Source organism: Pseudomonas sp. ICMP 8385, assembly GCF_002699915.1.
GTDB classification, from domain to species: Bacteria; Pseudomonadota; Gammaproteobacteria; order Pseudomonadales; family Pseudomonadaceae; genus Aquipseudomonas; species Aquipseudomonas gessardii.
This window is the reverse complement of the sequence record NZ_LKBY01000125.1, coordinates 18969-37108: the sequence shown is the minus strand read 5'-3', so window position 1 is coordinate 37108 and position 18140 is coordinate 18969. Positions and strand designations below refer to the sequence as shown.

The 18140-nt window shown below is 61.3% G+C and carries 18 protein-coding genes and 2 pseudogenes; 11 read left to right on the top strand and 9 right to left on the bottom strand.

The window, feature by feature from the left end; translation table 11 throughout:
* The 4 genes and pseudogenes from AO268_RS25585 to AO268_RS25570 all read left to right on the top strand — a co-directional run.
* Positions 1-189 (top strand): annotated as a pseudogene (locus tag AO268_RS25585) (ribonucleotide-diphosphate reductase subunit beta); the annotation flags it as partial.
* Between the two features lie 243 nt (positions 190-432).
* Positions 433-1077 (top strand): HAD family hydrolase, encoded by a 645-nt coding sequence (locus AO268_RS25580; RefSeq protein ID WP_169867100.1) that lies wholly within the window; start codon positions 433-435, stop codon positions 1075-1077.
* Between the two features lie 116 nt (positions 1078-1193).
* Positions 1194-2144 (top strand): hypothetical protein, encoded by a 951-nt coding sequence (locus tag AO268_RS25575; RefSeq protein ID WP_099170226.1) that lies wholly within the window; start codon positions 1194-1196, stop codon positions 2142-2144.
* A 123-nt stretch (positions 2145-2267) separates the two neighbouring features.
* Entirely contained in the window at positions 2268-2642 is a 375-nt protein-coding gene (locus AO268_RS25570) for a helix-turn-helix domain-containing protein (protein ID WP_076962908.1), read from the top strand.
* 22 nt (positions 2643-2664) lie between these two features.
* Here AO268_RS25570 and AO268_RS25565 read toward each other — a convergent pair whose 3' ends face one another.
* Positions 2665-3216, bottom strand: a complete 552-nt coding sequence (locus AO268_RS25565) for a hypothetical protein (RefSeq protein ID WP_186353885.1) — start codon at positions 3214-3216, stop codon at positions 2665-2667.
* Positions 3217-3561: 345 nt separating this feature from the next.
* Positions 3562-4614, bottom strand: coding sequence for an MBL fold metallo-hydrolase (locus tag AO268_RS25560; protein ID WP_099170225.1), 1053 nt, complete (start codon positions 4612-4614; stop codon positions 3562-3564).
* A gap of 132 nt (positions 4615-4746) precedes the next feature.
* Here AO268_RS25560 and AO268_RS25555 point away from each other — a divergent pair, with 132 nt between their 5' ends.
* Complete coding sequence (locus AO268_RS25555; protein WP_076962910.1) at positions 4747-5370, top strand: TetR/AcrR family transcriptional regulator; 624 nt, start codon at positions 4747-4749, stop codon at positions 5368-5370.
* 197 nt (positions 5371-5567) lie between these two features.
* On the top strand, positions 5568-6626 hold the full coding sequence (locus AO268_RS25550; RefSeq protein ID WP_099170224.1) for a diguanylate cyclase: 1059 nt from the start codon (positions 5568-5570) through the stop codon (positions 6624-6626).
* A gap of 289 nt (positions 6627-6915) precedes the next feature.
* Here AO268_RS25550 and AO268_RS25545 read toward each other — a convergent pair whose 3' ends face one another.
* Positions 6916-7239 carry a DUF2025 family protein gene (locus tag AO268_RS25545; RefSeq protein ID WP_076962912.1) on the bottom strand — a complete coding sequence of 108 codons (324 nt, stop codon included), beginning with the start codon at positions 7237-7239 and terminating at the stop codon, positions 6916-6918.
* Positions 7240-7483: 244 nt separating this feature from the next.
* On the opposite strand from AO268_RS25545, the gene AO268_RS25540 reads away from it, so the two are divergent.
* The gene (locus tag AO268_RS25540) at positions 7484-8611 is read left to right on the top strand and encodes a glycerophosphodiester phosphodiesterase (RefSeq protein ID WP_099170223.1); all 1128 of its coding nucleotides are present in this window, start codon (positions 7484-7486) and stop codon (positions 8609-8611) included.
* Positions 8612-8728: 117 nt separating this feature from the next.
* Complete coding sequence (locus tag AO268_RS25535) at positions 8729-9037, top strand: PepSY domain-containing protein (protein ID WP_099170222.1); 309 nt, start codon at positions 8729-8731, stop codon at positions 9035-9037.
* Positions 9038-9088: 51 nt separating this feature from the next.
* On the opposite strand, the gene AO268_RS33895 is transcribed toward AO268_RS25535, so the two are convergent.
* Complete coding sequence (locus AO268_RS33895) at positions 9089-9793, bottom strand: methyl-accepting chemotaxis protein (RefSeq protein WP_373562155.1); 705 nt, start codon at positions 9791-9793, stop codon at positions 9089-9091.
* 228 nt (positions 9794-10021) lie between these two features.
* Positions 10022-10132 (bottom strand): annotated as a pseudogene (locus AO268_RS33890) (hypothetical protein); the annotation flags it as partial.
* 882 nt (positions 10133-11014) lie between these two features.
* Between AO268_RS33890 and AO268_RS25525 the strand changes: the two are divergent.
* A complete protein-coding gene (locus AO268_RS25525; protein ID WP_099170220.1) occupies positions 11015-12631 on the top strand; it encodes an inorganic phosphate transporter in 1617 nt (538 codons plus the stop codon).
* Positions 12632-12659: 28 nt separating this feature from the next.
* Here the strand turns inward: AO268_RS25525 and AO268_RS25520 are convergent, their stop codons facing one another.
* The 3 genes from AO268_RS25520 to AO268_RS25510 are packed head-to-tail and all read right to left on the bottom strand — an operon-like array spanning position 12660 to position 15328.
* Positions 12660-13634 (bottom strand): biotin-dependent carboxyltransferase family protein, encoded by a 975-nt coding sequence (locus tag AO268_RS25520; RefSeq protein WP_099170219.1) that lies wholly within the window; start codon positions 13632-13634, stop codon positions 12660-12662.
* Positions 13631-14509, bottom strand: coding sequence for a 5-oxoprolinase subunit B family protein (locus AO268_RS25515; protein ID WP_099170218.1), 879 nt, complete (start codon positions 14507-14509; stop codon positions 13631-13633). The genes AO268_RS25520 and AO268_RS25515 overlap by 4 nt, the downstream gene beginning before the upstream one ends.
* A 60-nt stretch (positions 14510-14569) precedes the next feature.
* Positions 14570-15328 carry a 5-oxoprolinase subunit PxpA gene (locus tag AO268_RS25510; RefSeq protein WP_099170217.1) on the bottom strand — a complete coding sequence of 253 codons (759 nt, stop codon included), beginning with the start codon at positions 15326-15328 and terminating at the stop codon, positions 14570-14572.
* A 118-nt stretch (positions 15329-15446) separates the two neighbouring features.
* Here AO268_RS25510 and AO268_RS25505 point away from each other — a divergent pair, with 118 nt between their 5' ends.
* Positions 15447-16364, top strand: a complete 918-nt coding sequence (locus AO268_RS25505) for a LysR family transcriptional regulator (protein WP_076962920.1) — start codon at positions 15447-15449, stop codon at positions 16362-16364.
* Here the strand turns inward: AO268_RS25505 and AO268_RS25500 are convergent.
* Positions 16361-17257, bottom strand: coding sequence for a LysR family transcriptional regulator (locus tag AO268_RS25500; protein ID WP_076962921.1), 897 nt, complete (start codon positions 17255-17257; stop codon positions 16361-16363). The genes AO268_RS25505 and AO268_RS25500 overlap by 4 nt on opposite strands.
* 123 nt (positions 17258-17380) lie before the next feature.
* On the opposite strand from AO268_RS25500, the gene AO268_RS25495 reads away from it, so the two are divergent.
* Positions 17381-18139 carry an SDR family NAD(P)-dependent oxidoreductase gene (locus AO268_RS25495; protein WP_099170216.1) on the top strand — a complete coding sequence of 253 codons (759 nt, stop codon included), beginning with the start codon at positions 17381-17383 and terminating at the stop codon, positions 18137-18139.
* Position 18140: the final 1 nt, after the last annotated feature.

The window sequence follows — 18140 nt, the reverse complement described above, 5'->3', positions numbered from 1 at the left end:
ATGATGGAGGACTACCTCAAGTTCATCGCCAACCGTCGCCTGTCGCAGATCGGCTTGAAGGAAGAGTACCCAGGCACCACCAACCCGTTCCCGTGGATGAGCGAGATCATGGACTTGAAGAAAGAGAAGAACTTCTTTGAGACCCGGGTGATCGAGTATCAGACCGGTGGGGCGTTGAGCTGGGATTGATCGGCTAGACCTCGCTCTACCGCAAAGCCCTGAGGTCACACTCAGGGCTTTTTTTATGGCAAGCCTTTACGTCAAACAGTGCGTTTGAAGTAGAGGCTTGCCATTTCTTGAAGCATATCGCCCGTAGCCCCCTAACCCGCAAGGGTTCGGATCACATCACCAATGCTGTAGCCTTGTGCTCCGATTGCCATATTCTTCCAAAAAAACAATAGACAGGACCGAGGCCACCCCGTGACCCCAGACATGCTAGAAGCCGGCCCAGTGGGCGCCAAGGTACTTTCGGTGTTCGACTTCGACGGCACCCTGACCCGCCACGACAGTTTTGTGCCATTTCTCAAGTTTGCGTTCGGCAAGCAGGAATTCAACCGCAGGATGCTCAAGCTGGCACTGCCTGGCTTGCGCTTCCTGCTGCGCCGGATGAGCCGGGATGAGCTCAAGGCCCAGCTGATTCGCACCTTTATGACCGGGGTGGAGAAGGCCTGGGTGCAGCAGAAAGCCGAGGAATACTGCCGGACCTACTGGAACAAACTGATGCGCCCTGCCGGCTTGCAGTCGGTGGCCGATGAGATTGGCTCCGGCGCCGAGGTAACCTTGTGCTCGGCTTCGCCGGCAATTGTGTTGCAACCTTTTGCCGATCGCCTGGGGATCAAGCTGATCGGCACCGAGCTTGAGGTGGTCGATGGGGTGCTGAGTGGGCGCCTCACGGGCAACAACTGCCGTTGTGAGAACAAGGTGCTGCGGCTTGAAGCGGTGTATGGCGACCTGGGTGATTATCGGCTCAGGGCCTGGGGTGACACGCGCGGGGATCGCGAATTGCTGGCAGCGGCACAGGATGCGCATTGGCGGCATTTTCATTCGGCCAAGCGGCGAGGCAAGCCGAAGCCATAAGCCCCTTGGAACCAGCCCTTTCAGACGCGTTGAAAGGGCTGCGCCTTGATAGCGGACATTTGTGCTACCTGCGCAACCCCGCTATTAATAGCGAATACTCCCACGGACCCGCCCCGATGAAATTCGACACCGCCTATTGCCTGAGCCTGGACGAAAAGCTGTCGATCTATGACGTGCGCGACCTGAATTTCGACGAAACCGCCGCCTTCGATTCCGACAAGGACAGTTTCCTGTGCCCCAACGATGACTGCCGTGCCGCGTTTGCGGCGGGCAATGTACTGGGTACGTTCAATGCAAAGAACGTCAACTACCTGCGTACCCCACATTTCAAGAACCTGCCCAGCACCCGGCATAGCGACGGCTGCCGCTATGCCAGCCACAAAGCCGTGGCAGGAGAAACCGAGGATGGGCGCGAGGAGCACTTCCCGTCGGAGTGGGTGCTGGCTCGGCGTCAGTACGAACGCAAGGCAGCCATCCACGGTTCCACAGACGCTATCCCACAGGATCCGGCGAAAGCACCTTCGATAATTTCCAATACTTCCCACAGCGCCAGCGAAACCACACCAGACAAGACCAGCGTCTTTGCCCACCCGGTGGAGTGCTACGTGTCCAACATCGACGACAAGGACAAGCTCAAGGGCATGCCGTTGAAGATCGGCGAACAGAGCGCGACCTATTGGACGTTTTTCAAGAAGATCCAATACCTGCAAGACAACAAAGGCTTGATCTACTGGGGCCGGATCAAGGCGATCAAGGACTACACCAGCAGCTTTCGCATCGACTTTGAAAAGAAGGTGTGGCTCGACAAGAAGCCCTACTCCGTCAACGTCTACCTGAACAAGAAGCTGATCGAGAGCTACCGCAAGCGCAAGGCGTTCCTGGAACAGATCAAGGCCGCCGTGGACAGTAAGCGGGCGCTGTATTGCTTCTTCTATGGTGTGACGCCGGCGTTGAAACAGGTACCGAGCAAGAAAAACCCCGAGCAGACATTCGGGGTGTTCAGCGCCGATATCCAGAACCTGGACCACCTGCTTATCCGCGAGGCCCCGGGGCTGGAGGAGAAATGACCGCAAACGCCCGCCACTCGCGGGCCGGCCCTCCAGGAAATGCGCCAATTGATGAACGGTCAAAACAACTGTATAAAAACACAGTATAGTTTACCCTCCCCCGTTGGATTCCTGGAGAACCCCATGTCCTCTCTGGCAGTGAGCACCACCGTAGATCAACAAATCGTCCTTCATCAGTTCACCCCACGGCACAGCGTCCAGGCCCGTGCGCTGTTGGGCTGGAGCCGGGAAGACCTGGCACGGCACGCCGGGGTGGCGGTTGACGCTATCCAGCGCTTTGAAAGCCATCATAAGGTGGATGACGCTATCTGCATTGCCCTGGCGTTTCGCCTGGAGCACGAAGGCCTGGTGTTTTTCCCGGGGTTCGCGCCGGCCTGGGGCATGAGCGGGCGACGCTCCTCAGCGCCACAGGCAGATGCCGAACCTGGCCGCCGTAGCCTTATCGCACGGCTGATGGGCTCTACATCATCGAACACGCCTCACCCCAACGGCGCATAGGCCCACTGGCCACGCCACGGGTTCACCTCGCGGACATGCCGGCGCGTGCCTGCATCGCCTGTTGATAGACCCGTGCCAAGACCGACAACGAATCCCGTGCCCAACGGGCACCGTAGAACCAGAGCACGACCCTGGTGCCATGAAGTTCGTCGTTGAATATCTGGCATACGCCCGGGTATCCGGTTTTGCAGAAGCCGTGGAAGGCTGGGCTTTGGCCGTCTGACACCAACGCGTCGAGGCGATGTTCGCTCACTCGCTTATCGATCTCGTTGCCGGATGTCAGGCTGAACTGCTCTGGGGTATCCGGTAACTGCGCCACCACGGGTAGCACGTCAGCGCCTGAGGCCCTGAGCACCTCCAAGGCCAGGAGAAATCCGTTGGAGTGCTCCACCGCTTCAAGCACACCATCGCGCAGGTACTCGTCAGCAAAACCGATGCGCCAATCAGCCAGGGCAGGACGAACCTTCAAGGCGTCGCTCTCCATGACGAGCGGGACTTCCGCCATGACCGGGCCCTCGGGGTCGAGGCCACTTAGGGCAATGAGCGATAACGACGGATCACGCACGGTCTTCATCATCGGCCCCGGGATATCGAACCTGGGGCCCTGGGCGACGACGAACTCAGCCGCAACAGGCGCTGCCGCGGGCTGGAACTCAATGCCACAGCGAGCCCCTGGCACAGAGCCCGTCGACGCGGCCGGGGCAGGCGGTACAAAGGTCGTTTTATCAAAAAGGTGAAGTACTGAATATATCCCCACTGGGCAGGGAATACAGGGTGGCAAGATGCTCCTACATTTTTCCTTCATCACGCCCCACTCCCAGGAAAAGATTTCCCAAGATCATCGCATCCTTTTCCAGCCAGTTCTCCAGGCCGCAATACCTTGAAAAGCCCTGTCTATAACAGTGCGTTACGAACACCTTCAGTTCACCAGCGGCTCCGTTGCCTCGGCCTCGACATCCAACCACCAGGCATGCCCGCGCTCAGGCGCAGCCAGGATAAAAGCCTGGCCCATGGCAGGCGTGGTAATCGACACATTGCGCTCCCAGGCCAGGGCCATGATGCGATCAAACGGCTCATGCCAGGCATGGAAAGCCAGGTCGAAGGTGCCATTGTGGATCGGCAGCAACCAGCGCCCCTTCAGGTCGAGATGGGCCTGCAAGGTTTGTTCGGGCTGCATGTGCACATGGGGCCAGTCGACGTTGTAAGCACCGGTTTCCATCAGCGTCAGGTCAAACGGCCCATACTGCTCGCCAATGCAATTGAAGCCATCGAAATAGCCAGTGTCACCACTGAAAAAAATGCGCCGGGCGCCATCGATCATCACCCAGGAAGCCCACAGCGTCTGGTTGGCATCAAACAGGCCACGCCCGGAAAAGTGCTGGGCTGGGGTGGCGACAAAACGGATACCGTCCACTTCGGTGCCCTGCCACCAATCCAACTGCCGGACCTTGTCGGGCGCCACGCCCCATTTGATCAAGGTATCGCCGACGCCCAGTGGCGCAAGAAAATAGCGGGTCTTGGCGGCCAATTGCACAACGGCCTGACGGTCTAGATGGTCGTAATGGTTGTGCGACAGAATCACCGCCTCAATCGGCGGCAGTTCTTCCAGGCTGATAGGCGGCTGGTGGAAACGCTTGGGGCCGGCCCAACTCAAAGGCGAGGCACGTTCGGCGAACACCGGATCGGTCAGCCAGAACTTGCCGCGCATTTTCAGCAGGACAGTGGAATGCCCCAGCCGGTAGACACTGTGATCCGGGGCGCTCAGGAGCTGTTCGCGTGTCAGGTGCTGTACCGGAATGTCCCCCACGGGCCGGGTACTGCGCGGCTTGTGAAAGAGCATCTTCCAGAAGATCTGCAACGTTTTGCCCAAACCCGCACGATTGACCGGGGCATGATTCTTGAAGTGACCTTGCTGCTCGGATGGCTTGAGCGCGGGGGACGAGGTGTCGACACGGGTAGAGATCGTGGCCATTACAGAGTGACTCCGGTACGTTCTGTTGATGCAGATCAACAATTACACTGCACAGTGTAGTTTCAAGATTGCAACAAAACCCGGACCAAGTAAACTACCGAGTGTAATTTTCTTCCCAGAGCCGAAAGCCCCATGATTGCACCTCAACGCCTCACCGACCGTAAACGCGAAGCCATCGTGGCAGCGGCCATTGCCGAGTTTCGCGACAACGGTTTCGAGGTCACCAGCATGGACAAGATCGCTGCCACCGCTGGCGTATCCAAGCGCACGGTGTACAACCACTTCCCCAGCAAGGAAGAGCTGTTCACCGAGATCCTGCATAAGTTATGGGCCAGCAGCGTGGCGCAACTGGATGTCAGCTACAGCAGCGAACAGCCCCTGCGCGACCAGTTGCGCGGGTTGCTGGAAGCGAAGATGAAAATGATGTCGGACACCAACTTCCTCGATCTGGCCCGGGTGGCGATTGCCGCGACCATCCATTCCCCGGAACGCGCCCAGGACATCGTCAATCGCCTGAAAGAACGCGAAGAAGGTTTCACCTTATGGGTGCGCGCAGCGCAGGAGGACGGGCGGCTCAAGCCAGTTGATCCATGCTTTGCCGCCCATCAGGTGCAAAGCCTGCTCAAGGCGTTCGCCTTCTGGCCACAAATCACCCTTGGCCAACCCACCCTGGACGCGACCACCCAGGCCAACGTCATCGAGTCGGCGATGGACCTGTTCCTGGCCGGCTACGAGATGGCCACCTGCCCTCGATAACCCCCTCTGTCGCCAATACGACACGGGCAGGTCGTTTTTGCCGCAATCCCTCAGGATTCCCACGCAAATGGCCTGGAAGGACACTGATTATTCCTGCGTAAATAACTGACAATAATCGCCGGTCATCTGGCGTAAATGGCCTGTTGATAACGTACGCCTTCGCCACTTAAAAAAAGAAAAACCTGACGCAGGGATCTATGGAAAACCTTCGAGGCAAAGGGCTGTCGTTTGCCCGGCGCATTTATCGCCCACGCATTATCGGGCTGGGCCTTGGCAGCCTGTGTGTGTTCGCCGCCCTGTACCCGCTGGCCATGCCCGGCTGGATCTGGGGGCTATGGCTGTTCAACGCCTTTATCTGGCCACACCTGGCGTACCAGCTGTCGAGCCATTCGGCGTTTCCCTACAAAGCGGAGCGCCGTAACCTGCTCTATGACTCGCTTTCCGGTGGGTTCTGGGCCGCCGCCACGCAATTCACGCCGCTGACCGCCGTGACCATCCTCGCCATGATGACCCTGCATAATGTCGCGGCGGGCGGCAGGCAACTGATGTTTCAGGGCCTGCTCGCACAACTGGTGGGGGTGGGGCTGGCCTGGCTGGTGTTCGGCCCCTCGTTCAACCCCAATGTCGGCCTGATCCAGGTGTATGCCTGCCTGCCGATGTTGATCTTCTATCCCGCCACCGTCGGCATGGTTAGCTATCAATTGGCCATCAAACTCTCGGAACACAAGCGCGCCCTCAGTGCCTTGAGCCGCATCGACAGCCTGACCGGCTTGCTCAATCACGGCTCCTGGAAGGACCTGCTGCAACTGAAGTTCCACAAGTGCCAACAGCAACAGTCCCAGGCCACTATCGCACTGATCGATATCGACCACTTCAAGCAGATCAACGATGCCTATGGCCATATCGTCGGTGACCGGGTCTTACGGCAACTGAGTAAGGAATTGCAGCGCAACGTGCGGGAAAATGACCTGGCGGGCCGCTACGGTGGCGACGAGTTCTGCGTGATCCTGCCGGATGTGCCACTGGAACAGGCCAGTGATGTGATGGAGCGCCTGCGGGAAATATTCAGCCGCTACCGCGACCCGCAGGTTCCAGCGCTGCGAGTCAGCCTGAGCATTGGCCTGGCGGCCTACCAAGTGCAATTCACCCAGGCGCATATGTGGCTCAACGCCGCAGACCAGGCGCTGTACGCCGCCAAGGGCAACGGGCGCAACCGGGTGACGGTCGCCGAATCGCTGGTCGCCCGTTCCGCCTGAACGCCCCCGGACTCAACCCCCTCGGTTGCCCCGTGGAACTGTAGGAAGCGTCTAGGGAAGACACAGGTTGTCTCGCGCTGCGAGGCTGCGATGGCGGTGGCACTGCCAGCCTTTATGTCGTCTGACACACCGCTATCGCAGCCTCGCTGAGCGAGACAGCTCCCACAGGGGACGCGCACGTTTCAACGATCAGGTCGGCTATAAGGCCGCCTCACTTTTTTTGCTTTTGATCTTAGGCGCCGCGTTAAACCACACTGGCACGCCAGCTCCCACCAGGGCCCCACCCTGCTCAACCCACCAGGCTACGCACCGCACTGATCTGCGGGATTTCCACCCGGCGCATATACACCCGCAGCGGCTCGGTGATGTTGATGCGGTCGTCGATGTTCTGGTCCAGCAGCAGTTGGATGTGCTCGCGGGACAGGGTCATGGCCTGGTCGGCCGCGGGCTGCCAGACGAACTCGCTGGTGGGGATGATGCCGTCGTCGGCGACGTCCATGCCGAACGAATCTTCGCTGAATCGCACGATGTATTGGCCGGTCTTGCGGTTCAGGCCGACAAAGCCGTTGAGTTGGTCGGCGGCCTGGCAGATGAGTTCCGATGTGATGCGCATGCTAAACCTCACTAAAAAATCCCACAGGGGAAGTGAACGATGGTTTACACGCGAGGCGGCGAAATAAGGCAATGGGCCTCCCTCTGACGGGGAGGCTCGGGCCAAGAATACTGCATAGCACGGCACAAAAGCGCAGAAAAATAGCGCATGCGCACGTTAATGTCGGTTTGGTGATAGCGCGTTTTGCAGGCAATTGTTAAAAAGGAACCCTTCTTGAAGTTACCTCCACGAAAGGACCTCGCACATGCCTGTTACGTTTACCAAGAGTGCCCTGCTGCTCGCTCTGATGATGGGCCTTGGCCACGCACAGGCGGCAAGCCCTATCAGCCCGGTTGAGCTGGCGACCAAGGAGGGCATTCCCCACCCGGCCGTGATCGCCCATCGGGGTGCGTCCTACGATGCGCCGGAGTCCACTGCCGCCGCCTACAAGGTGGCTCGCGACCTGGGTGCCGACTACCTGGAACTGGACCTGCAACGCAGCAAGGACGGCGTGCTGTTCGCCCTGCATGACAACAACCTGCAGCGCACCACCGATGTGGCCAGCAAGTTCCCCGAGCGCAAGGACAGCCCGGCCAACGAATTCACCTGGAAAGAGCTGCAAACCCTGGATGCCGGCAGTTGGTTCAATGCCGCCTACCCGGAGCGTGCGCGCCCGGGCTTCGTCGGTTTGAAAATCCTCAGCCTGGACGACATCATCAAGATCGCCGAAGGCAACCCCCAGCACAAACCCGGCCTGTACATCGAAACCAAGGAGCCCAAGCAGTTCCCGGGGATCGAAGCCGATCTGAAGGACAAGCTGCTGGACAAGGGCTGGCTGAGTTCCGTGGGTTCCAAGCTGGGCAAGAGCAATACGGGCGTCGGCCAGGGCAAGGGCCGCGTGGTGTTGCAGACGTTCGAGACGGCCAGCCTCAAGGAACTGCAGAAAGAAATGCCCAACACCCCGAAAATCCTGCTGTTGTGGGTCGGTGAAGGCAGCATCGAGCCCAAGTCCAAGGTGACCTTCGCCGAGTCCGGTGAACCGAGCAAGGCGGCCTACTATGCCAAGCAGGAACCCAAAGACGCTGCCGAGTTCGAGAAGTGGGTCGATGAAGCCAAGAGCCTGGGGGCGATTGGCACCGGCCCGTCCGCGCAATTGACGAACCTGGGCGACCAGAGCTATTCGGACCTGGTCAAGCCACAGATGAACCAACTGACCCACGACAAGGGCCTGCTGGTGCACGTGTATACCGTCGACGAGCCGGTGGATTTCCAGAAGGTCATGAGCGCCGGGGTCGATGGCATCTTTACCAACCGCGCGGCCGAACTGCTGAAGTTCTACAAGCGCTGGCCGTCCTCCAGCGTGCAGGACCTGCTGCAGGACAACGGTTACTGAAATCCGCCCCAGAACAAAGGGGCGTGCAGCCAAGCATGTCCTACGCAATTAAGGGTGAATTAAGTTGCACTGGGTAATCTGATCCCACTTAAACAGCTCACCCCAAAGGACTCCACCATGAAAAACCTCACCGCTCTGTTCGCCGCTGCCGCCCTGACCCTGACCGCCGGCCTGGCCCAGGCCGATGTTCGCCCGGACTACATCGAAGGCCTGCTCAAATCGGACAAAATCATGACCTTCGACAAACTCAACGCCGCGGCATTGGCCAAGCACGCCGGTGCTTCCATCCTCGACACCGAATTGGACGAGCAAGTAGGGGGTCGCCTGGTCTATGAAGTTGAAATGCGCGACACCAGCAACGTGAAATGGGACGTGAAACTCGACGCCAAGACCGGCGAAGTCCTGGAAAACAAGCAAGACACCTGAGTTGCCCCGGCAACACAACGCGCCGCCTTCGGGCGGCGCAGTTGTGTCTGGTCAGTCACTCAGGCGCGCCGTCACCTCATTGAGCTCAGTAGACAGCCCGCGCAGGTTATGACTGGCCGCTTCGGTGCGCTGCACATTGTCCAGGTTGGCCGTGGCCACCGTGGTGATTTGCGTGATGTTGCGCGAGATATCCTCGGCCACCGAGGTTTGCTCTTCGGCCGCCGTGGCAATCTGCCGGTTCATGTCGCGGATCGCCTCCACTGCCTGGGAGATATGACTGAGCATCGCCCCGGCCTGGGTGACCTTTTCGACACTCTCATCACTGCATGACTGGCCGCTGATAATCGCCTCGGCGGCATCCACCGCCCCGGTCTGCACCGCCTGGATAATCTGGTTGATCTCGATGATCGACGCCGCCGTACGCTGCGCCAGGCTGCGTACTTCATCGGCCACCACCGCAAACCCCCGCCCGGCCTCGCCCGCCCGCGCCGCCTCGATCGCCGCATTGAGGGCCAGCAGGTTGGTCTGTTCGGCAATGCCGCGAATCACTTCCAGCACCGTGCCGATGCGCACGCTGTCCGCTTCCAGGCGGCGGATGATGCCACCGGTGTTGAGGATCTCGTTGCGCATCTGGCCGATGGTGGCAATGGTCACTTGCATCACCTGGCCGCCTTCACGGGCCGACTGGTCAGCCTCATCCGCGGCCCGCGAGGCACTGGCGGCGTGGCGCGCGACTTCCTGGGCAGTGGCGGACATTTCGGTCATCGCCGTCGCCACCTGGTCGGTACGGCTGAACTGGTCCTGGGTGCCGGTCGCCATCTGCCCGGCAATCGAATTCAACTCGCCACTGGCCCCCACCAGGTCCTTGGCACTGCGCTGCAGGCGGCCGAAGGTTTCCGCCAGGAAATCGCGCAGGGTATTGGCCGCTTCGGCCAAGCGCCCCAGTTCATCCTGGCGCTGGCTGGCAACGCGCTCGGCAAACCGGCCCTGGCTCAATTGGGCCACATAATTGATCAGCCCACGGATCGGCAGAATCAGGTTGCGGTTGAGCAACCACAGGCTGAACAGGCCGATCAGCACCCCGGACAGCACCATCACGGCCAAGCCCAGCATCACGGTACGCTCGGCGTAGGTGCTGATCGCCACCGATTGCAGTTTGCCCTGCTCATGCAACTGGGTGACCAGCGCACTCATCTGCTCGCTCACCGCGCGGTCCACACCCTTGACGGCATGGTCTCCAGCCGCAAAGTCAGCCCCGGCCGCCAGGTAAGCATCACGGCCCTTCTGGTAAGCGACGCCCAGCATCTGGTGTTCCTGGCGCAAGGTTTCGAGGCGACGGTTCAAGCCGGGGTCATCCTGGGTGTTGCTTACCAGGCGCGCCAGGATGCCTTGCACGTCTTGTTGCCGGTCCTGGAACTGCCCCCAGTATTTATCCAGGTCCTGGGGTTGCTTGCCACGCAGCAGGACGTTTTTCCATTCCTGGACCTGGACCTTGAATTGCAGGTTGGCTTCATCGAGCAACTGTGAGGTTTGCAACGGTCCGTCAAGCAAACTGCGATAACTCTGCACACCGCTGGAGAGAAAATGAAAACACGCCAAGGCAATCAACAGCATTGCCAGCAGGCTGCCACCGAGCAGCGACAGGATTTGTGCTCTCAAAGACTTTCGCAAAAAGCTCATAGGGGAAAGCCTCGAAACGGGGAAATGGGGACTGGCACCGCACGATCGCTGTCGTCCACTACAGTGCTTATGCCTTGCATCGGCCGGGCCAGACGCTTCTTGAGCCCAGCGGATGAGCGGTCAAGACCCGTTGCTGCCCTTGCGCCTGCCCCCCTACAAACCCGCTACCCCATTGGTTCTTGGGTGTGTTTCAGACCAGCGACAGGCTGACAACACCAAACAATGACCTGACGCAGCATCTCCGTAATAATTTGCAACGATCATGGGAAACATCCTCCCCTCTCTGGATGCCCCGGCATGGCCACCCCTTCCCTGACCGCCTCCCACCAGGCAGCCGCCACTGACGCCACACCGCAACTGGACAACAAACCCAGCCTGCCCACGGTGATCATGTTTTTTGCCGTGCTCGCCATGGGCCTGTTATTCACCGCCTACAGCCTGATGCGCGACATGCACGAACTGGGCACGGTGGTCACCACCTGGACCCCATTCCTGCTGCTGGGCGTGGCGCTGCTGATTGCCTTGGGGTTCGAGTTCGTCAACGGTTTCCATGACACCGCCAACGCGGTGGCGACGGTGATCTACACCCACTCACTGCCGCCGCAATTCGCGGTGCTCTGGTCGGGGTTCTTCAATTTCCTCGGGGTGCTGCTGTCCAGTGGCGCGGTGGCCTTTGCCATCATCGCCTTGCTGCCGGTGGAGTTGATTTTGCAGGTCGGTTCTTCCGCCGGTTTTGCGATGATCTTCGCCCTGCTGATCGCCGCAATCCTGTGGAACCTCGGCACTTGGTGGCTGGGGTTGCCGGCGTCGTCCTCCCATACCCTGATCGGGTCGATCATCGGCGTGGGCGTGGCCAATGCCCTGATGCATGGCCGGGACGGCACCAGCGGCGTGGATTGGGCGCAGGCGATCAAGATCGGCTATGCGTTGCTGCTGTCACCGCTGATCGGCTTCGGCTTTGCCGCCCTGCTGTTGCTGGCATTGCGGGCCTTTGTGAAAAACCGCGCGCTGTACAAAGCGCCCAAGGGCAACACCCCGCCGCCGTGGTGGATTCGCAGCATGCTGATCGTGACCTGCACCGGCGTGTCCTTCGCCCACGGCTCCAACGATGGCCAGAAAGGCATGGGCCTGATCATGCTGATCCTGGTGGGCACCCTGCCCATGGCCTACGCCTTGAACCGCACCATGCCGGCCGATCAAGCGCTGCAATTTGCCGCTGTGGCAGAAGTCACCCAGCAAGCCCTGGTCAAGAGCGCCCCGCAACCGGCACCGGCGGACCCACGCCCCACGCTGTCGACCTATGTGCGCACCAAGGACGTCACGCCCGAGCTGATCCCCGCCCTCGCCGCCCTGACCGGGCATATCGGTGAACAAGTAAAGGGCTACGGCTCCCTGGCCAAGGTGCCTGCCGAGGCGATGGGCAACGTGCGCAACGACATGTACCTGACCAGCGAAACCATTCGCCTGATGGACAAGGGCCAGGTCGGCCATTTCGATGCCGACACCCAGGGCAAGCTGCAGCTGTTCAAGCAACAGATCGACAACGCCACACGCTTTATCCCGCTGTGGGTGAAGATCGCCGTGGCCATCGCCCTGGGCCTGGGCACCCTGGTTGGCTGGAAGCGCATTGTGGTGACCGTCGGCGAGAAAATCGGCAAGACCCACCTGACCTACGCCCAGGGCGCCTCGGCCGAAACCGTGGCCATGCTGACCATTGGCGCCGCCGATATGTTCGGCTTGCCGGTATCCACCACCCATGTGTTGTCGTCGGGCGTGGCCGGGACCATGGTGGCCAATGGCGGTGGCTTGCAGATGAAGACCATCCGCAATCTGCTGATGGCCTGGGTGCTGACGTTGCCGGCGGCGATTGTACTTTCGGGCAGTCTGTATTGGCTGTTTACCCAACTTTTCTGAATCACCACATTTTGCTGTGTGTGATGGCTTAGCCTGCGAATAAGCTGGCCATCGCCTTGAGCCGCTTCTTGTATACCCGCCGCGCCTCCAGCGCCTCCTCCAACGTCACCGCAACAAACCCCGCCCGCTGGTTGGGCTGCATCTGCCCGATCAGGTCCAGGTCGGCGCTGATCACCGTGCCGATCATCGCGTAGCCGCCGCCCGATACGGCATCGCGGTGCAGCACGATCGGTTCCAGCCCGGCCGGCACCTGGATCGAGCCGATGGGGTAGCAGCTGTCGACAATGTTCGACGGATCGGAGCCTGCGCCAAACGGTTGCTCCCGTGGCTGGAAGCTCAGGGCACTGCCGCCCTTGAAGCGGTAGCCGATGCGGTCGGCCTCGGAGCCCACGGTCCACGGCTCGGCGAAAAAGCTGCTTTTGGCACCCGCCGCCAGGCGTTCGTAATACAGCCCCGGCACCACACGCAAGGTCACGTCGCCGCCCACCGAACGGCGCAGGGCCATCGGCAAACTGTTGCCGGCACGGCCTTCGCGGCGGACCTCGCCGATGGGCAACAGATCGCCCTCCTGCAAGCGTCGCCCATGAAAGCCGCCCAGGGCACCGAGGGCGTAGGTGGAGCGACTGCCCAGCACCAGCGGCACATCGATCCCACCGGCCACCGCCAGGTAGGTGCGCGCACCGGCCACGGGAAACTCAAAGCGCAGGACCTGCCCGGCGCGCACCTGGAACGCGGTGTCCTGGTGCACCACGGCACCGTCCAGGCGCGGCGACATCAAGGCGCCACTTAGCGCCACCAGGGCGTCCTGTTGAAACTCCAACTGCGGGCCGATCAGCGTGCATTCCAACCCCGCCGCGCCCGCCGGGTTGCCCACCAGGTGGTTGGCCGCACTCAAGGCGTACTGGTCCAGGGCGCCGGACGGCGGGATCCCCAGGTGGTAATAGCCTTCGCGCCCCAGGTCCTGCACGGAGGTCGCCAGGCCAGGCTTGAGCACCTTGATCATACGAGCGCCTCCTGCATGGTTTTCGGGTAACCGACCGGGTCGGCCAAAAAGGCGTCCAGGGAAAATTCCACTGGGCGAATACGCAAGTCGAAACGCCCAGCTTCTACCTCGGCCACCGCCAGGTCGTAGGCATCCCGGTCGATGGGCTTGAACTGCACGATATCGCCGGGGCGGAAGAACACCATATGTTCCTTGAGGTAGGCCAACTGCTGGGCCGGGTCGTAGATCGGCGCCGGGGTCACGCCAAACATCTGGTAGCCACCGGCACCGCGCACCGAGTAAATACAGCCGAAACAGCCGCCATGACCGAGGGTCAGCTTCGGCGTGTCGGTGCGCGGGCGCAGGTATTTGGGCACCTGCAACTGGCGTTCGCGCTCGACCATCTGGAACATGAACGGCAGGCCGGCGACAAAGCCGACCATTGACACAAACCACGGCGCACCACTGTGGGCCGCGATAAACGCCTCGACATCCGCCAGGCCATTGATCCGTGCGGCGTACTCAAGGTCAGTGCCCGTCGGGTCCTGGTGGCGGTCGCGAAAGCGCATCAGGGTTTCATGGGTCCAGGGGTCGTTGTACAGCACCGGGATTTCGATGATCCGCGTGTGCAAGGTGCGCTCGGCCACGGCCTGGGCCTCGGCGCTTTGCACCGCGTCGAGCAGCGCATGGGGGGCGATCAGGTCCGGGTCGAAGCGGATCTGGAACGAGGCGTTGGCCAGGCAGATATCCAGCACGCCGGGCAGCGCCAGGCGCTGCACCGCACGGGTGACGGCCATGCCCTTGAAGAATGCTTCCAGGGACATGCTTTCGCTGACCTCGGCGAACAAATGCTCATCGGCGCCAAAGCTATAGCGAATCGGGGATGTTTCAGCCATGTCTGTTCCTCTTGGAATCATTGTAGAAAGGCAGGCAAAAATCATGCAGGGCGCTGCGGTTCAGGCGGGTGTGCGCACCACGATCCCCGCCTGGTCCAGGGCCCTGCGGGTCGCCTCCACCAGGTCCAGGGCCCCCGGTGTATCGCTGTGCAGGCAGATGGAATCGAATTCGATAAACAGGTCTTCGCCCTCGACGGTGCGCACCAGGCCGGTCTGGCAGGCCCGCAGCACACGCGCCGCCACGGTGGCCGGGTCCAGGGCGCGTACGTTGCGGGTAAACACGATGGAGCCGGACAGGTCGTACTCACGGTCGGCATAGAACTCGCGCACCACCGGCTGCCCCAGCTCTTTGGCAATACGCCAGATCACCGAGCCGGGCATGCAATACAGCAGCAGTTCAGGCTCCAGGCGTTGCAGGTTTTCCACCAGCAGGCGTGCGGCTTCTTCGTCCCGGGCCAGGTGCATGTACAGCGCGCCATGGGGCTTGATGTGCTGCAAGGTCACGCCCTGCACCCGCGCCAATTCGCGCAGGGCTCCCAGTTGATAGAGCATGTCGTCCACCAGTTCCTGGGCCGGGGCGTTGATGTGGCGGCGGCCAAACCCCACCAGGTCGCGAAAGCCCGGGTGCGCGCCAATGGCCACGCCCAACTGCTTGGCGCGCTCGATGGTGCGACGCATGGTGCCGGGGTCGCCGGCATGAAAGCCAGTGGCGACATTGGCGGAGCTGATAAACGCCATCAACTCATGATCCACACCGTCGCCGATGGTCCAGGGGCCGAAGCTTTCGCCCATGTCCGAGTTGAAATCCACTGTCTGCATCGGGGCTGCTCCGCTAGGGTTCGTGCCAGGGAAAATAGGCTGGCCCTTGACCCCTTGGGAAGATCTATTATCAGATAGACCATCTTCTGAAAATCAGATACCCCAACGAGAAATCTGCATGTCCCTGACCTTGCGCCAGGTGCGCTACTTTGTCGCCACCGCCGAAATCGGCCAGATTTCCCAGGCGGCGATTCACCTGAACATTTCCCAATCGGCGGTGACCACCGCGATCAAGGAACTGGAAGCCATGCTCGGTGCCCAGCTGTTTGTGCGCTCGGCCCAGGGCATGAACCTGACCGACGCCGGCCGGCACTTTCTCAACCGCGCCTATGTGATTGTGCGCAGTGTCGACGATGCCCTCAGCAGCCCGCTACCGGACTACCGCGCCAGCGGTGTGCTGCGGGTCGCGGCCAGTTACACGGTGCTGGGTTACTTCCTGCCGCACCACCTGCAACGCATGGCGCATTGGCACCCGGACGTGACCATCGAGGTCTTCGAGCAGGAGCGCCAGGCCATCGAACAGGGGCTGCTGGAGGGCCAGTTCGAGATGGCGGTGGTGCTCACCGCCAACCTGACCCACCCGCATATCGTCTCCGAAACCCTGTTCAACTCCGAACGTCGCCTGTGGCTGCCCAGCCACCATCCGCTGTGCGAGCGCAGCGCCGTCAGCCTGGCCGATGTGGCCCGGGAGCCCTATATCCTGCTGACTGTGGATGAGGCCGAGCAAAGTGCCATGCGCTACTGGGAACAGGCCGGGCAGACGCCCAAGGTACGGCTGCGTACCAGTTCGGTGGAGGCGGTGCGCAGTATGGTGGCCAATGGCAGTGGCGTGGCGATCCTGTCCGACCTGGTGCACCGCCCCTGGTCCCTGGAAGGCAAGCGTATCGAGACCTTGAGCGTGACTGACAAGGTCGCGCCGATGAGCGTCGGCCTGGCCTGGCACCGCGAGCGCACCTTTACTCCGGCGATGCAGGCGTTCCGCGACTACTTCCACGACGCCTTCCTCGCCCCGCAGCAGTTGTCGACACGCCGTTAAAGCTGGGCCTTCAAGGTGGCCGACAACCACTCCATCAGCACCCGCACCCTGAGCGGCAAGTGGCGCTGGCCGGCATACAGCATCGACACATCCAGCGCAGGCGCGGGATAGTCGGGAAGCACCGCCACCAACTCACCCTTGTCGAGCAATTCGCGGATGCCCAGCCGCGGCACCTGAATGATCCCGAAACCGGCCAGGCACGCCGACTGGTACGCGTCCGTACTGTTGACCGTGACCCGCCCGGCCATGGCGATGCGCTGCACCTTGTTGCCCAGCACATACTCAAAGCCCGACGAGCGCGCGCCCAGCGGGCGCACGTAGTGCACCAACTGATGCACGGCCAGATCGGCCAGGGTCCGGGGCTCGCCGTAGCGTTGCAGGTAGCCGGGGCTGACGCAGTTGATCATTGGCATGCTGCACAATAACCGCGCCACCACCGACTGGTCGGGCTGCGCGCCGACACGCAACACACAGTCAAAGCCTTCTGCCAGCAGGTCGACCTGACGGTCGGAGCCGCTGATCTCCAGCTCGATCAAGGGGTGCCGATCCATAAACTCCGGCAGGCGCGGCACGATCACCTTGCGGGCCATGACATTGGGCATATCGATACGGATCCGCCCGCTCAATTGCGCCTCGTCCTGGCGAAACAGGCCTTCCAGCTCTTCCATGTGCGCCAGCAGATCCTTGCTGCGTTCATACAGCACCCGCCCGTCCTGGGTGGCCTGCACCTTGCGTGTGGTGCGCTGCAACAGGCGCGTGCCCAGCAGCGTTTCCAGGGCCCGTACGTGCTCGGACACCGTGGAGCGCGGCAGCCCCAGGCTGTCGCCGGCCTGGGTAAAACTCGACAGCTCGGTGACGCGGACAAAGGTGTGCAACAGGTCCAGCTTGTTCATGGCGGCGGCCCGTGATTGTTCGGCTGATCCGACCAGTGATTTCGGATCTGCTCTATTTATCACGCAATACACGGACAAATACACTCAATCCCACACCTACCCACCCGCTCCGAGGACTACACCATGCCCCGTAAAATCGCACTGATCACCGGCGCCAGCCGTGGCTTGGGCAAAAGCACCGCCCTGCACCTGGCCGCGCAAGGCATCGATATCATTGGCACTTACTACAGCAAGGCCGAGGAGGCCCAGGCGGTGGTGGCAGAGATAGAACAGCTCGGTGGCCGCGCCGCCATGCTGCAACTGGATGTAAGCCAGAGTGCCACCTTCGACGGGTTTATCCGCGAAGTCGGCCGCACGTTAAAGGACGTTTTCGCACAGGAGTATTTCGATTTTCTGGTCAACAATGCCGGTGTCGGCACCCATGCCAGCTTTGTCGAAACCACCGAAGAACAGTTCGACCAAATGGTCGCGATCCACCTCAAGGGCCCGTTCTTCCTGACCCAGAAGCTGCTGCCACTGATCGTCGATGGCGGGCGCATCATCAATATCTCCAGCGGCCTGGCCCGTTTCAGCCTGCCGGGGTATGCCGCCTACGCCTCAATGAAAGGCGCGATGGAAGTGCTGACCCGCTACCAGGCCAAGGAATTGGGCGCACGGGGGATCAGCGTCAATACCCTGGCCCCGGGCGCCATTGCCACCGACTTCGGCGGCGGTGCCGTACGCGATAACGCCGGCATCAATGCGTTTGTCGCCGGCAACACGGCCCTGGGGCGGGTCGGCTTGCCGGACGATATTGGCGGGGCGATTGCCACGCTGCTGGCCGACGGTAGCAAATGGATCAATGGGCAACGGATCGAGGCGTCGGGCGGGATGTTTGTCTGAC

Bases quoted from the DNA above. Each gene is read 5' to 3' on its own strand.
- AO268_RS25580 (WP_169867100.1), top strand. From the start codon at position 433: ATGCTAGAAGCCGGCCCAGTGGGCGCCAAGGTACTTTCGGTGTTCGAC.
- AO268_RS25575 (WP_099170226.1), top strand. From the start codon at position 1,194: ATGAAATTCGACACCGCCTATTGCCTGAGCCTGGACGAAAAGCTGTCG.
- AO268_RS25570 (WP_076962908.1), top strand. From the start codon at position 2,268: ATGTCCTCTCTGGCAGTGAGCACCACCGTAGATCAACAAATCGTCCTT.
- AO268_RS25565 (WP_186353885.1), bottom strand. From the start codon at position 3,216: ATGAAGACCGTGCGTGATCCGTCGTTATCGCTCATTGCCCTAAGTGGC.
- AO268_RS25560 (WP_099170225.1), bottom strand. From the start codon at position 4,614: ATGGCCACGATCTCTACCCGTGTCGACACCTCGTCCCCCGCGCTCAAG.
- AO268_RS25555 (WP_076962910.1), top strand. From the start codon at position 4,747: ATGATTGCACCTCAACGCCTCACCGACCGTAAACGCGAAGCCATCGTG.
- AO268_RS25550 (WP_099170224.1), top strand. From the start codon at position 5,568: ATGGAAAACCTTCGAGGCAAAGGGCTGTCGTTTGCCCGGCGCATTTAT.
- AO268_RS25545 (WP_076962912.1), bottom strand. From the start codon at position 7,239: ATGCGCATCACATCGGAACTCATCTGCCAGGCCGCCGACCAACTCAAC.
- AO268_RS25540 (WP_099170223.1), top strand. From the start codon at position 7,484: ATGCCTGTTACGTTTACCAAGAGTGCCCTGCTGCTCGCTCTGATGATG.
- AO268_RS25535 (WP_099170222.1), top strand. From the start codon at position 8,729: ATGAAAAACCTCACCGCTCTGTTCGCCGCTGCCGCCCTGACCCTGACC.
- AO268_RS33895 (WP_373562155.1), bottom strand. From the start codon at position 9,793: ATGTCCGCCACTGCCCAGGAAGTCGCGCGCCACGCCGCCAGTGCCTCG.
- AO268_RS25525 (WP_099170220.1), top strand. From the start codon at position 11,015: ATGGCCACCCCTTCCCTGACCGCCTCCCACCAGGCAGCCGCCACTGAC.
- AO268_RS25520 (WP_099170219.1), bottom strand. From the start codon at position 13,634: ATGATCAAGGTGCTCAAGCCTGGCCTGGCGACCTCCGTGCAGGACCTG.
- AO268_RS25515 (WP_099170218.1), bottom strand. From the start codon at position 14,509: ATGGCTGAAACATCCCCGATTCGCTATAGCTTTGGCGCCGATGAGCAT.
- AO268_RS25510 (WP_099170217.1), bottom strand. From the start codon at position 15,328: ATGCAGACAGTGGATTTCAACTCGGACATGGGCGAAAGCTTCGGCCCC.
- AO268_RS25505 (WP_076962920.1), top strand. From the start codon at position 15,447: ATGTCCCTGACCTTGCGCCAGGTGCGCTACTTTGTCGCCACCGCCGAA.
- AO268_RS25500 (WP_076962921.1), bottom strand. From the start codon at position 17,257: ATGAACAAGCTGGACCTGTTGCACACCTTTGTCCGCGTCACCGAGCTG.
- AO268_RS25495 (WP_099170216.1), top strand. From the start codon at position 17,381: ATGCCCCGTAAAATCGCACTGATCACCGGCGCCAGCCGTGGCTTGGGC.